The organism is Acinetobacter sp. UBA2581 (assembly GCF_002339435.1).
GTDB lineage: Bacteria > Pseudomonadota > Gammaproteobacteria > Pseudomonadales > Moraxellaceae > Acinetobacter > Acinetobacter variabilis.
Window position 1 is genome coordinate 14395 of sequence record NZ_DDLD01000006.1, and the last position, 14329, is coordinate 28723.

Sequence of the window (14329 nt, forward strand, 5' to 3'; positions counted from 1 at the left end):
AATTGTTCGTAAATGCAACAATGTTAAATTTTGTCGCTTTCACCTAAAATGGCATTCAGCTCTTCAAATAAATCAAAATGATCATCATCCAGATTCATTTCCTGATGATCTGCTGGAATCGCTGTAGTACTTGGACTTGAGGTTTGTTCTGCCTTAAGTTCATTCTGTTTCTGCTTGCGTAACTTGATCAGCTGTTCCAGATTAATATTCTGATTTTCAATCGAGAAGGGGATTGATTTGGTCAGAACCACCTGTTTAAAAAAAAGACGAACTGCCTGAGCCGGCGTAATCCCCAATTGTTTAAATACTGCAAATGCCTGTTTCTTTTCTTGGGAATCCAGGCGAATTTGATAAACTTCAGTTTTTCTCATAATATTTTCAAAGCTTTAAATTACTTAACTTTTCGCCTTATTCTAATCGATAACTTCGGGATTTCAATCCTCAAGTTGCCGTTTTTAGAAAATAATCTGTAATGACAAGAGATTTACAGTGTCAATTCAAGTTCAGAGCTAAATTGCATCTGCTTTTGAGTAACTGGATCCCTAAACTGAATGTGTTTGGCCAGTAGCTGTAACGGTGCAGAAAAATCATCATCCGCCTTATGGCAAACCTGGGGATAAAAAGGATCATTCTGGATCGGAATCCCCAAATGACTTAAATGTACCCTTAACTGATGCTGCTTTCCTGTATGCGGTTTTAGCTCATATTTGCCCCATTGTTGATCATGTTGCAGCAGTTGAATTTCGGTTTCGCTATTAGGTTCTCCTTCTACCACCTGCATGATATAAAAGGGCTGGCCTTTTTCCATTTTCAGCTTTGTGATGAGAGGAAAACTTAAATCATCACGATAAGCCGCAATCGCATGATAGGTTTTCTGTACTTGCCGAGTCGCAAACATTTGCTGATAAACCCCACGCGATTGCACACATTTTGAAATCAGCACCGCACCTGCCGTTTCACGATCTAAGCGATGAATCGGAGTGAGATGTTCATTTCCAGTTTGCCGTTTTAGGCGTACCAGCAAGGTTTCCTGTACATATTGTCCAGTAGGACTTATGGTCAGAAAATGCGGTTTATCTACGACCAGTAGATGCTCATTCTCAAACAGAATCTGATGCTGAAAAGGAACATGCACTTCGTGTGCCAAAAAACGATAATAAAAACAATGAGTATTCGCTTGAAAAGAACTTTCGATGCTTAAGGTATTACCCTGAGCATCATAAACCAGACCATTATTGAAACGGGATTGCCATTCGCTTGACTCAATATGTGGAAATTGTGCACAGAGATAGGCATAGACTGTCTTGGGTGAATCTGAGGTCGCTTGCAGGAATACTTTACTTGCCGTAACCCCATTCAGCATGGGTGGGCTAAATTCAACAGTCGGAGTCATCACAACGTGGATCTATCTCTGGTCTGGAACGGATGCTGTGAAAAAATACAGTTTCTCACAGAGGTGAATAGGCTTTTAAAGCGTTGCGATGCTATCATAATTATTCTTTTTCATCATGTCGTGAGTAATATGCCTTATTCATTTAATGTCACTTTAAAACATGAAGATGACACCCAAAATCTGGCCAAAGTTCTGGCAAATAATTTTTCTTCGGGCGTTATATATCTGATTGGTGACTTGGGTGCGGGGAAAACCACGCTGACGCGTTATTACTTACAACAACTCGGTCATAAAGGCTCAGTAAAAAGTCCGACTTATACGCTGGTGGAGCCCTATCAGGTGAATGGTCAGGATATCTTTCATTTTGATTTATATCGCCTTAATGACCCTTATGAACTTGAATTGATGGGAATTCGGGATTATTTAGAAACTCCCAATGCGCTATTTTTATTTGAATGGCCTTCTAAGGGTGGCGATGAAATCCCGCAAGCCGATTTAATTATTGAAATTTTAAAATCAGAAGATGAGCTGACCCGTACTGCAAGTCTGATTTCTTCTAATCTGGCCTTACAGCAAGCTTTGGAGCGTGAATTCCCAAATGGTTGATGATTTAAGCATACGCCGTATCCGTGCACTTGATCCAGCGCTGGCGAACCAGATTGCCGCAGGTGAAGTGATTGAACGTCCTGCATCTGTGGTCAAGGAGTTACTGGAAAACTCGATTGATGCAGGTGCGACCGAGCTGATCATCCGGGTGGAACAGGGCGGCAGTACGCTGATTGAAATCATTGATAATGGCCGAGGCATTCATTATGAGGATTTGCCACTGGCCGTAATGCGTCATGCGACCAGTAAGATTCAAACGACTGAAGAGCTGCATGCGATTACCAGCTTGGGCTTTCGTGGTGAAGCATTGGCCTCAATTGCTGCAGTGTCTCGTTTGACTCTAACGAGTAGCCAGAATGAAGATGGTATTGGCTATCAGGTCGAAGTAAACGGCACGGCTTTTGATCATCAGGATATTCAACCGGTTGCAGCATCCAAAGGAACTCAGATCCGGGTGCAGGATTTATTCTTCAATGTTCCGGCGCGGCGCAAATTTCTAAAAAAGCCCGGCACTGAATTTGGACATATCGAAGAAATTGTCCGCCGTATGGCTTTAACGCATTTCGATATTCGCTTTGTATTGGAACATAACCAAACCATCAAGCTGAATTTGCCGGTCGCAGATAGTGGTGCTTTGCGTTTTCAACGTGTGCAACAATTACTTGGCCGTCAGTTTACTGAAAATGCTTACTGGATTGATGCAGACAGTATCAATATGCGTTTATCAGGCTGGCTCGGACATCCTTCAGATGCACGGGCTCAAGCCGATCTGCAATATGTCTATGTGAATGGCCGGATCGTTAAAGACAAGACCATTTCTCATGCCTTGCGCATGGCCTATGATGGTATCCTGCATGGCCATCAGCATGCCGCTTATTTACTATTTCTGGAAATCGATCCAGAAAGTATTGATGTCAATGTGCATCCGACCAAACATGAAATTCGTTTCCTGAACCAGCGTGAAGTACATGAATTTGTACGTCACTATGCCAAGGAAACCCTGGCACAATTCCAGACTGCGAGCGCTGATCTGGCTGAGGCCATGAAAACTGAGTCTGAAGCTGTTGCGATTACACCACAGCCACGCTATCAGGAGCAGTTTAGCCTGCATCAGCCCGTAGCCACTCAACCAGTTATTCCCGCCACATATCTATATCATCAGCGTGAAGAAGAAGCTTCTGATGTGTTAACGGATTTTGAATCATCTGGTCCACAAACTGTGCATTATGCGCAGGATTACAATAAGTCATATTCGGGTTCACAGCAGCTGAATAATGCCTTGAAAAGTTATCTCGCGCCTTTAAGAGAAACTGAACCGGAAACCAATACTTCAGCATCGGATGCATTTCAGTCACATTTACATAGTAAAGTGGATGAGCATCCTTTGGGGATTGCGATCGCCCAGCTGCATGGGATTTATATTCTGGCGCAAAATACCGAAGGCTTAATCATCGTAGATATGCATGCGGCGCATGAGCGTATTCTGCTGCAACAGATGAAAATGGCTTGGGATAAACCGGAATTCTGGATATCCCAGCAATTGCTGATTCCTAAAGTGGTGAGCATTAGTCGTATGCAAGCCATGCGTGTTGACGAACTCAAAGATCAACTTGCTCGTTTAGGTCTGGAAATTGACCAGTATGGTGATGAACAGGTCATTGTACGAGGCGTACCGGCCATTTTACATAAGGCTGATTTTGATGCCTTGATCCCTGAATTATTGAATGATCTGGATCCTAATGATCAGGGACAGGGGTTAATGCAAAAACGTGACCAGATTCTTGCAGGTATGGCCTGTCATGGTGCGGTACGTGCGCATCGAATGTTAAGTCTATCTGAAATGAATGCTTTGCTGCGTCAAATGGAACAAACTGAATTTGCGAGCCAATGTAATCATGGTCGTCCAACCTGGCGAGCATTTCCATTGTCTCAACTTGATAAACTTTTTGCTCGGGGAGAGTAGCGTTACATGTCCAATCAACTGCCGGTCATCAATTTAATGGGACCAACTGCAAGCGGTAAAACTGCTTTGGCATGTGAACTATACGAGCAAGGTCGGTTTGAGCTGATTTCTGTCGATTCTGCGCTAGTCTATCGGGAAATGGACATTGGTACAGCGAAACCTTCTAAAGACGAATTAGAGCGCTATCCGCATCATTTGATCGATATTATTAGCCCGCTCGAAGTCTATTCTGCAGCAAACTTTGTCGAAGATGCTTGTCGTCTGATTGATGATATTCATGCACGTGGTAAAACTCCAATTCTGGTGGGTGGCACCATGCTGTATTTTAAGGCCTTACTTGAAGGCTTGTCTGATAATTTACCAAGTGCAGATTATGCGATGCGTGCCCAGATTGAAGAGAAAGCTGCTCGTGAAGGGTGGGAAGCGGTGTATGCTGAATTATGTCAGGTAGATCCCTTGGCGGGCCAGAAATTTAAAGTCAGTGATAAACAGAGAATTATCCGCGCATTAGAAGTTTTTAAGCTAACAGGTGAGCCGATTACAAAACTACAAGCAGAACAACCAAAAAATTTACCATATCGTTACAGTTTCCATAACTATGCCTTAATGCCTGATCGGTTAGAATTGCACAAACGTATTGAAAAACGTCTTGAAATTATGTGGAAAAACGGATTTTTAAATGAAGTTAAAGGATTAATGGGAAAATACGATTTTGACGAAAATTTACCCTCAATGCGTTCAGTAGGTTACCGCCAAGCCATAGAATTCTTAAAAAAAGGTGACCTAAGTCATGAAAAACAACAGGAAATGGAGGATAAGGCTTTATTTGCGACACGACAACTTGCCAAACGTCAATATACCTGGTTGAGATCTTTGCAAGAAAAGCATAAATTTACAACATATTTTACGCTCGAGCAGGCCCAAGAAGACTTGCGAAACTGTCACGGATAAAGCAAAATTTGAGTACTATCTTTTTTATAATTTTTAATTGAAAAATAGAGATAGTTTTTTGCGCTGATTTTTAAATTTTTGGAGTTATAACATGTCTAAAGGTCAAACTTTACAAGATCCATTCTTGAATTCTCTCCGTAAGGAACGTATTCCAGTTTCTATCTTCCTGGTAAACGGTATCAAATTACAAGGTCACATCGAGTCTTTTGACCAATACGTTGTATTATTAAAAAATACAGTAAGCCAAATGGTTTACAAACACGCGATTTCTACAGTAGTACCTGCACGTAATCCTCGTCCAGCTGGTGCTCCTGCTGGTTCACAAGGTGCTGGCTTCGGTGGTCAAGGTGGCTTCGGTGGTCAAGGCGCTGCTGGTGGCTTTGGCGGTCAAGGTGGCTTCGGCGGTCAAGGTGCTGGCTTCGGTGGTCAAGGTGGCTTCGGTGGTCAAGGCGGCTTCGGTGCTCAAGGCGCTGCTGGCGGCTTCGGTGGTCAAGGTGGCTTCGGTGGTCAAGGTACTGGCTTTGGTGGTCAAGGCGCTGGTTTCGGTGGTCAAGGCGCTGGTTTTGACAACGATTCAAAATTTGAAGATTCTTCTGACGACGAAAACAATCGTTAATCGGATCTGAAATAAAAAGCCTCTTAATAAGAGGCTTTTTATTATTTAAAGAATTAAGTCATTAAAAAAGCCAGCATAATGCTGGCTTTTCTTCTCTTAAATTAACGAGCGCGTTTAGGATCTAGCTGTGGATCTTTAATTTCTACATAGGCATTGCTACGGGTTTCACGTAACCAGCTATCTAGCTCAGCATCAAACTGGCGTTCACCCAGAATCTGGCGGGCCATACGTTCCTGATATTCCTGAGTCATATCCTGTTGACGTGTATCGGTCACTTGCAGGATATGCCAGCCAAATTGTGACTGGAATGGTTCACTTATCTGACCCACTGGCGTACTTTTCATACGCTGTTCAAATTCAGGTACCATGACACCTGGGCTGACCCAGCCTAAACTTCCGCCATCACGCGCTGAACCTGTGTCATTAGAGAAAGTAGACGCCAATACTGCAAAATCTTCACCTTGCTTAAGACGCGTATACAAGCTATCAATCATCTGCTTGGCATTTTCCGGGCTAACCACTTCTGATGTTTGAATCAGAATATGACGAGTCTGGTATTGAGGTACCAGTGCTTTTTGTTCACCACCTTTACGCTCTAAAAGTTTCAGGACATGCACGCCATCTGCCGCAGGAATCAGTTCTGATGTTTGACCTGCTTGCAGGGTAGAAACGCGTGCAGCGAGTTCTCCTGGAATTTCTGATAGGTTTCGAACACCCATATCAGATGCATCTACTTTAATATCGCCAGTTGAATATTTTTTGCTGATCGCCTGAATATCATTGCTACTACTCAAGTCATTTCTTACTTGTGCTGCAACCTGTTGTGCATTTTCTCCAGTTATACGTAAATGCAGAACATGTACCTGGCTACCTAACAAAGCTTGACCTTGTGGTGTATTCAGGAAGTTTTTAACATCTTGATCACTGATTTGAATACGTGAATTTACGGCTTGCTGACGTAAACGGCTAAGTGCTAGATCTTCTGCAATACGGTTACGTAAAGAGGCATACGTATTCGGCGCGATAGCATCCAGTTTTTGCTGGAAAGCTTCCAAGCTAGGGGAGCCTGAATCACGTGCTACTTTAAGCACTGCTTCATTTAAAGATTTTTCATCTGGACGAATATTGTAGCGTTTAACCTGTTCAAGTTGAGCCTGACGTACAATTAGCTGTTCAAGTGCTTGTTGTTCAAGATAAGGTTGCGGTGGAACAGGCTTGTTTTGTTTTTGCAACTGGTGAGAAATTTCAGCAACGCTTTGTGCCAGATCACTACGCAGAATAGCGCTATTGTCGACAACAGCTACAACTTCATCTTTAGGTTGGGCAACAGCAAAAGTCGTCATCGCTGAAGAAAGACATAGCGCAAGTGCGGTCGCTTTAAAAATTTGTTTTAACTGTTTTGTCTTCATTAACGTTCTGTCCAAGTTTGATTGATATTGTTAAAACCTAGAATACGATTTTCTAGTAATGAGGTTAGCTTGTTGCTTAACCCGCCAAGACCTTTAAGCGTTACTTCAGCCATCACTGCACGTTTCGCTTTCACATCCGGGTCATTGATATCGTCTAGGTCATTGTAGTATGAGCGGCCATAGACAGATACTCCCCAACAGCATGACTCATAGTTTACGCCAAGTAAATATTCACGTGCGACACTATTGTCCAGGTCAAATTGCGCATGGCCGACTAGACGCCAGTTATTGGCAATTGGCTGGATAAATGAGCCAACCACCTGATCATAACTTTCCTGGCGGTTTGGAATATCTTTACGATAGAAATAGCCTACGTTATATAGATTGCCCTGATCGCCCGTATAATAAACCTGTACATCACGCTGGGCATTGGAGCCATTCGACATCCAGCTAGAATTTAGGTTGACATGCACGTTTTGGTTTAACTGACTTCTAAGCTGAATAACTGGACCAGTATGGCTTTCACGATCAAATTTATCTGCTTCACGATCTAATGTGACACGGCGATCTTCAAAGAAGAAACTTTGTCCCACACTGGCGCGTAATCGCTCTAAACCTTCTTCATTAAATAAACTGTAACTAAGACCTAAAGAAGCGAAGTTATTGTCTTCTAAGCGGTCATTACCATAGAAGCGGCGTGCACTAAATAATTGGTCATAATTAATTGAGGCTACGACAGAGTCAAAGTTTGGCTGATTGCGCTGATTTTCATATGGTGAATAAGCGTAAAACAGGCGAGGCGTCAAGGTCTGTAAATAGCGACCATCTTTTTCAAAAATTAAACCGGTGTCCAGCGTAAATTGTGGCACTACGATAGAATGATTTTCACTTGATGAGCTGGTTTGATTATTATTAATACGATCAATAGTATCTTGATCATAGAAAGTATTGATATTGCGTAATGTCGCCTGAGGAATGAAGAATGACCAAGGGGTAAAGTGATTATAGCGTACCGAGAAATCATTATAGATGCGTGTACCACTTGGTTGATAGATGGCTTCATCACCGGTATCAATATTTTCAGTATTTCTGATGTCTTTCTGGAAATAAGCCGTATCGTTATTAAATTCGTATTGTAAACCCAGTGGGTTACCGGTCTTATAATTCACCAAAAGCTGCGGCAAACGCGCATAAGGACGGTCTTCATCCAGAACGGTAGGATCAAGCGTCTGGAAATCTTCAACTTTAAATTGAGCTTTTAAGCCGGGGATACCATTTTTATAATTAACTTCCCAAGCACGGCGCAAGTTCAGGTCTGTTTTTGAATCTGGGTTATTATCCAGATCGGCAAAAAAGTCCTTGTCTGATGCGTAATTATATTCAAGATTTGTTGAGAACTGATCGTTGATTTGCCAGTTATGCAGGAAGTGCAGGTCTTTACGGTCTTTATTGCTATAACTTTCATCAGATGGCAGGTAGCCACCCCAAATCCGGCCTTCACCATAGTTTTCTGTTAGATAACGAAACTCGCCATCCAGCATCGCACCACGGTCACTAATATAACGTGGCGTAATAGTCGCATCATATTGTGGTGCCAGGTTAAGATAAACCGGCATACCCAATTCCAGACCCCCATCATTGGTAAATCCGAAAGTTGGCGTCAGAATCCCTGTGGTACGGCGATCATCGATTGGGAAGTTAAAATAAGGAACAGCCAGTACCGGAACATCTTTCACATAGAGCTTGGTATTACGGGTTTCACCACGACCGGTTTCCTGATTCAGCTTGATTTGATCTGCCTGAATTTTCCAGGTCGGCTTTTGTTCAGGTGGACAGGTGGAATAGGTGGCATTTTCCAGTTCAAGCGTATCGTCAGAGGTTTTGGCAATCTTTTCAGCACGACCATGCGCATGCTGTTCTTCGGCAATGAAGAAACTGTTGTTTAAGTCACCTTGCTGGGTTTTCAGGTTGTAATTGATATCATCGCTTTGCGAAATCAAGCCGCCTTGGGCCAATTGGACTTGACCTTCTGCCTTAGCATAGGTTTGAGTCTGATCAATCGTCACGCGTTCCGCACGAATCTGACGACCTTCCTGATCAATGACCACATTGCCTTCTAAGTAGGAATCACCGGCCGGATTATAATGACCATAGTCTGCAGTAATGGTTGAAGTTGCCTGTTCAGGGTCAATCGTTGGTGCATCAGGTGCAATTGGAGTGACCCAGGCGCCTTCACAATAGACTGAACTGAGGTATTTACCTTGACGCTGCTGTGCTTCTGGTGAAGATTTATCCACATAATATTGTGAGAAGAATGCTTCACCGGGATAGGTCTCATTAATGCGCTGTTTGAGTTGTTCCGCATTTACATTGGATGAGTCATTTGATGCAGCATAGCTTGAGACCGAGCTACTACATAAAAGGGTTAAGATCGCAGTCGCTAGAGGGTTTATTTTAAAGTGATGCTTCATTTGTCTCATTAACCAATCATGCTTTTATCGCAATTAATTATTGTCGCATCATAGAGAAAAAGTTGATAAGTAGCTACACTTAGCACTTTAAAAACTCAGCCTGTACTAGAATTTATTGCAAATGAATACTCAACGCGAACAATTGATACAATCTTGGATTGCTTCTGTACTCGGTTCAGATCAATTTGAAACACATTTTTTAGCAGGCGATGCAAGTTTTCGTCGTTATGCACGAATCAAACTGAATAATAAAACATTTATGCTCATGGATGCACCACCAGAAAAAGAAGATTGTGTGCCTTTTGTGACGATTGATGAATTTTTTGATGCCCATGACGTACGTGTTCCACACATCGTGGCCAAAGACCTGGAAAATGGTTTTTTGCTGCTCGAAGATTTTGGTGATGTGCTGTTATCAAATCTGCTGAATGATCAGACGGTTGATGCCTATTATGAGCAAAGTTTTAAACAGCTGATTCAGCTGCAGTCCATTCCTGGAGAAGGTCAGTTTCCTGCTTATTCTTATGAGAAGCTTATTTCTGAAATGGAGTTGCTGACTGACTGGATGCTGCCTGCTTTAAAAATCCAGCCTACTGAAACGGAATCTGCTTTGATCAAGCGCACATTTGCGATACTGGCGAATGCTGCTTTGGCACAACCACAAGTCATTGTGCATCGTGACTTCCATAGCCGTAACCTGATGAAAATTGAAAATGAAACCGAACTGGGTGTGATTGATTTTCAGGATGCAGTGATTGGTGCTGATACCTATGACCTGATCTCTATTACCCGTGATGCCTATGTGCAGTGGAATGCAGATCGCGTGTATCGCTGGTTTAAAGTGTTCTATGACCTGTTACCAGCAGCGGCAAAACAGGACCGTGATTTCGAACAGTTTAAAAAAGATGCGGATATGATGGCGATTCAGCGTCATATCAAGATTTTAGGTATTTTCGTACGTCTATTTGAGCGAGATGGGAAATCTGGCTATCTAAAAGACCTGCCACGTGTGATGTGGTATCTGCTCGAAGAAACCAAAGACTATCCAGAATTACAGCCATTTATGCGGTTTATTCATGAAAAAGTGATGCCAGCTTTTGAAGCAAAATATGGTTCATACGAGGTAGCGGCCTAAATGAAAGCGATGATTCTCGCGGCTGGCTTGGGCAACCGCATGCGTCCTTTAACTTTGTATACGCCAAAACCTTTGCTGGAAGTGGGCGGCAAACCATTAATTGTCTGGCATATTGAAAAACTAGCCGCGATGGGCGTGAATGAAATTGTCATCAATACGGCTTGGTTGGGTGAAAAACTGGCTCAGGCCTTGGGTGACGGTTCACAGTTCGGTATCAAGATTTTATGGTCACATGAAGGTGAAGGGCTGGAAACAGCCGGTGGCATTATTAATGCTTTACCACTCCTGGGTGATGAGCCTTTTATTCTGGTCAATGGTGATGTCTGGACAACCATGGACTTTGCACCTTTATTGAATGTTGAGCTGGGTGAAAATCTGGCACATCTGGTTTTGGTACAAAACCCGGAGCAGCACCCTAACGGTGATTTTACACTTGCAGACGGCAAGGCTTATACCTTTGACCAGCAGCTGGCGGGTGAAAACCTGACTTTTAGTGGTGTATCAGTGATTCATCCGAAAATGTTTGAAGGCTTAGAGGCTGGAAAACGTCCTTTAGCACCACTATTAAAAGCAGCAATGCTGGAAAAAAAGATTGCTGCTTCTAAATTGACAGGTATTTGGATGGATGTGGGAACACCTGAGCGTTTGAATGCATTGGATTTAATGATCCGAGAAGGGAAGTCTGCTTAAGTGAATATTCACTAGGCACTCCCTACTGTGCCAATATAGAGAAAACGGTATACTTCCACTTAACTTTTTCGAGCATTGATTGTTTATGCACACGTTTTTTCAAGAACTAAAGCAGGGTAGCCAGGCTTTAGGTTTAGAGCTGTCTGATGAAGCTTTAAATTTATTACTCAAGTATCAGGACGCTTTGGTGCTGTGGAATAAAGCATACAATTTGACTGCAATTCGTGATCCTAAGGAAATGCTAGTTAAGCATCTGCTTGACAGTTTGAGTATTCTAAAGGATTTGCCTGCAGGTCGTTTGCTCGACATCGGGACTGGTGGTGGTATGCCGGGCATGATCATTGCTTTATGTCAGCCTGAGCGTGAATGTGTACTACTGGATTCAAACGGTAAAAAAATTCGTTTCCTGAAGCAGTTTATTGCAGACCTAAAATTAAAAAATGTCATTGCAGTACAAACCCGTGTGGAAAATGAAGACAGTATCAATGAGCTGGGTCAGTTTGATGTGATTACCAGTCGTGCATTTGCTTCATTGACAGATTTTGTGAATGCATCTAAACCGTATATGCATGAGCAGAGTATTATTGCTTCCATGAAAGGTTTGATTCCTGAAGAGGAAGTGGCAGCGTTAAAAGATGAATTTAGCTGTCAGATTATTGAACTGAAGGTTCCGCGCTTGGACGAACAACGTCATTTACTTCTATTAAAACGTATTTAAAATTTTTGAAGGATCGGGGTCAACATGGCACAAATTATTGCGATTGCCAACCAGAAAGGTGGTGTCGGTAAAACCACAACCGCAGTAAATTTGGCGGCATCTCTCGCTGTGTTAAAAAAACGCGTTTTGCTTGTGGATATGGATTCTCAAGGTAACGCGACCATGGGGTCGGGGATTCAGAAAAATGACCTGCTGTATTCAGTGACTGATGTATTGCTAGGTGAAGTGCCGATTGAAACTGCGATTACTAAAGCTGAAGTCGGATATAAGGTTTTAGGGGCAAACCGTGATCTGGCTGGTGTGGAGCTGGCGATTGCCGAGCAAAAAGGCCGTGAATTCATTTTGCGTGAAGCTTTGCAGGAAATTGAATCCTCATTCGACTATATCATTGTTGATTGTGCACCAAGCTTAAGCTTGATCACCGTGAATGCATTGGCAGCGGTGGATGGTGTCATCATCCCGATGCAATGCGAATATTATGCATTGGAAGGTCTGGCTGATCTGACACAAACCATTGACCGCATTCAGCAGGCACTTAATCCAGACCTACAGATCGTGGGTGTATTGCGTACCATGTATGATGCTCGAAATGCCTTGACCCGTGATGTCTCGGAAGAGTTGGAACAATATTTTGGTAAAAAACTTTATGAAACCGTGATTCCACGTAATATCCGTCTGGCTGAAGCGCCGGCACATGGTCTACCAGTGATTTATTTTGAAAAAAGTTCAAAGGGTGCAGTTGCTTACTTAAATCTGGCAGCTGAAGTATTAAAGAAAAGCAAAGTGAAAAAAGGAAGTAAAGCATGACCGTCAAGAAACGTGGACTCGCCAAAGGTCGTGGTTTAGATGCCTTGCTAGGATCAATTCAAAAAGAAAAATTACAACTCGAAGCACAAGGTCTTGATCATGGTCAGTTGAAACAGATTGATGTCAATCTGCTGAAACGTGGTGAATATCAGCCACGTCGCTATATCAATGAGCAGGATCTGCAGGAACTGGCAGCATCGATTGAAAAGCATGGTATCATGCAACCGATCGTGATCCGTCCGGTCGATGATGAACGCTATCCATACGAGATTATTGCGGGTGAGCGTCGTTGGCGTGCGGCACAACTGGCAGGCCTGACTGAAGTTCCTGCGATTGTGCGTGAGCTGAATGATCAGGTCGCAATTGCATTAGCTTTAATCGAAAACATTCAGCGCCAGGACCTGAACCCGATTGATCAGGCGATGGCTTTGCAGCGTTTCCATGACGAGTTTGGTTTAAGCCATCAGGAAATTGCCGATACTGTCGGTAAGGCGCGTACCACAGTGAGCAATCTGCTGCGTCTGCTAACTCTGGCTGAAGAAGTAAAAGACTTTATGCAGCAGGGCTTGCTGGATATGGGACATGCACGTGCCATCCTGACTTTGAAGGCTAAAGATCAGCTTAAAGTTGCTGAGATGGTCATTGAAAAAAGCCTGTCAGTACGCCAAACCGAACAGTTGGTACGCGACTACAATGCACCAAAAACAGAAAAACCAAAAGCAGCGATTGCGCCAGACATTCAGCAGTTGACTCAGCGTCTGTCTGAGCGCTTTAGTGCGGATGTTAAAATTGACTACAACAAGCAAGGAAAAGGCAAGCTGGTCATTAGCTATCATTCTTTAGAAGAGCTGGACGGGATTCTTTCGATCCTAGGCGATGAATAATTAATTTAAAATTTGTTTTTATTGGGGAATAAATCAGATGTGGGAATTGGTTAAAGCAGGCGGCTGGTTGATGCTGCCGCTAGTATTGTGTTCGATATTTATGCTGGCGATCTCGGTTGAGCGCTTCATTCGTTTAAAAAAGAGTCTGGTACTGCCCAACTCACTTCTGATAGGTCCTGCACAAAATGCAGACCAAGCCATGCAAAAGCTGCAACAGAGTTCAGCTTTGAAAAACAGTACTTTGGGTCGTGTATTTACTGCTGGTTTTGGAGCGCGTCACCAGTCTGAGCAATATGCTCGTGCTCAGATGGAAGTGATAGCTTCACAGGAAATTGGCTATCTGGAAAAAAATATTAATTTTCTGGGTACTTTGAGCGCAGTAGCGCCTTTACTTGGTTTGTTGGGTACAGTCATTGGGATTATCGAATCATTTTTAATGATTGATGTCGGTACTAATAGTGACCCGGTGTTAATGATGCCGGGTATTTCCAAAGCACTGATCACAACAGCAGCGGGTATGTTGATTGCTATTCCTGCTTTATTTGCACATCGTTATTTCCAGCGTCTGGTTCAGGAATATGTGGCGGAACTTGAACAGCAGGCAACCTTATTTCATGCCAACCTGTTCTATTTGAATGCTTCAGATGATGTAGAAGAACGCATCAAGAAAGCAAGCTAGGAGCAGG

14 protein-coding genes are annotated in these 14329 nt (G+C 43.0%); 10 read left to right on the forward strand and 4 right to left on the reverse strand.

Annotated elements, in window-relative coordinates:
* Nucleotides 1–23: 23 nt before the first annotated feature.
* Complete coding sequence (locus B3Q46_RS00595; protein WP_004784032.1) at nt 24–371, reverse strand: type II toxin-antitoxin system RelB/DinJ family antitoxin; 348 nt, start codon at nt 369–371, stop codon at nt 24–26.
* A gap of 113 nt (nt 372–484) precedes the next feature.
* On the reverse strand, nt 485–1393 hold the full coding sequence (locus B3Q46_RS00600; RefSeq protein ID WP_004784031.1) for a pseudouridine synthase: 909 nt from the start codon (nt 1391–1393) through the stop codon (nt 485–487).
* Nucleotides 1394–1522: 129 nt separating this feature from the next.
* Here B3Q46_RS00600 and tsaE point away from each other — a divergent pair, with 129 nt between their 5' ends.
* From tsaE to hfq, 4 genes are all read left to right on the forward strand, one after another.
* Complete coding sequence (tsaE, locus tag B3Q46_RS00605) at nt 1523–1999, forward strand: tRNA (adenosine(37)-N6)-threonylcarbamoyltransferase complex ATPase subunit type 1 TsaE (RefSeq protein WP_034590094.1); 477 nt, start codon at nt 1523–1525, stop codon at nt 1997–1999.
* Complete coding sequence (gene mutL, locus B3Q46_RS00610; RefSeq protein WP_004784029.1) at nt 1992–3962, forward strand: DNA mismatch repair endonuclease MutL; 1971 nt, start codon at nt 1992–1994, stop codon at nt 3960–3962. Before tsaE ends, mutL begins: the two co-directional genes overlap by 8 nt.
* Before the next feature lie 6 nt (nt 3963–3968).
* Complete coding sequence (miaA, locus tag B3Q46_RS00615) at nt 3969–4913, forward strand: tRNA (adenosine(37)-N6)-dimethylallyltransferase MiaA (protein ID WP_004784028.1); 945 nt, start codon at nt 3969–3971, stop codon at nt 4911–4913.
* A 91-nt stretch (nt 4914–5004) separates the two neighbouring features.
* Nucleotides 5005–5529 carry an RNA chaperone Hfq gene (hfq, locus tag B3Q46_RS00620; RefSeq protein WP_004784027.1) on the forward strand — a complete coding sequence of 175 codons (525 nt, stop codon included), beginning with the start codon at nt 5005–5007 and terminating at the stop codon, nt 5527–5529.
* 101 nt (nt 5530–5630) lie between these two features.
* Here the strand turns inward: hfq and B3Q46_RS00625 are convergent, their stop codons facing one another.
* Both B3Q46_RS00625 and lptC read right to left on the reverse strand, forming a co-directional pair.
* Nucleotides 5631–6938, reverse strand: a complete 1308-nt coding sequence (locus B3Q46_RS00625) for a peptidylprolyl isomerase (protein WP_004784026.1) — start codon at nt 6936–6938, stop codon at nt 5631–5633.
* Nucleotides 6938–9409, reverse strand: a complete 2472-nt coding sequence (lptC, locus tag B3Q46_RS00630; protein WP_004784024.1) for an LPS export ABC transporter periplasmic protein LptC — start codon at nt 9407–9409, stop codon at nt 6938–6940. The genes B3Q46_RS00625 and lptC overlap by 1 nt, the downstream gene beginning before the upstream one ends.
* Nucleotides 9410–9530: 121 nt before the next feature.
* On the opposite strand from lptC, the gene B3Q46_RS00635 reads away from it, so the two are divergent.
* The 6 genes from B3Q46_RS00635 to B3Q46_RS00660 all read left to right on the forward strand — a co-directional run bounded on the left by B3Q46_RS00635 (nt 9531) and on the right by B3Q46_RS00660 (nt 14322).
* Nucleotides 9531–10544 carry an aminoglycoside phosphotransferase family protein gene (locus B3Q46_RS00635; RefSeq protein WP_004784023.1) on the forward strand — a complete coding sequence of 338 codons (1014 nt, stop codon included), beginning with the start codon at nt 9531–9533 and terminating at the stop codon, nt 10542–10544.
* Entirely contained in the window at nt 10545–11234 is a 690-nt protein-coding gene (murU, locus tag B3Q46_RS00640) for an N-acetylmuramate alpha-1-phosphate uridylyltransferase MurU (protein ID WP_034702293.1), read from the forward strand. It begins immediately after the preceding gene.
* Nucleotides 11235–11319: 85 nt separating this feature from the next.
* Entirely contained in the window at nt 11320–11952 is a 633-nt protein-coding gene (rsmG, locus tag B3Q46_RS00645) for a 16S rRNA (guanine(527)-N(7))-methyltransferase RsmG (protein WP_004784021.1), read from the forward strand.
* 24 nt (nt 11953–11976) lie between these two features.
* Nucleotides 11977–12759, forward strand: coding sequence for a ParA family protein (locus B3Q46_RS00650; RefSeq protein WP_004784019.1), 783 nt, complete (start codon nt 11977–11979; stop codon nt 12757–12759).
* Nucleotides 12756–13643 carry a ParB/RepB/Spo0J family partition protein gene (locus tag B3Q46_RS00655; RefSeq protein WP_004784018.1) on the forward strand — a complete coding sequence of 296 codons (888 nt, stop codon included), beginning with the start codon at nt 12756–12758 and terminating at the stop codon, nt 13641–13643. Before B3Q46_RS00650 ends, B3Q46_RS00655 begins: the two co-directional genes overlap by 4 nt.
* A 37-nt stretch (nt 13644–13680) precedes the next feature.
* Nucleotides 13681–14322, forward strand: coding sequence for a MotA/TolQ/ExbB proton channel family protein (locus tag B3Q46_RS00660; protein ID WP_004784016.1), 642 nt, complete (start codon nt 13681–13683; stop codon nt 14320–14322).
* Nucleotides 14323–14329: the final 7 nt, after the last annotated feature.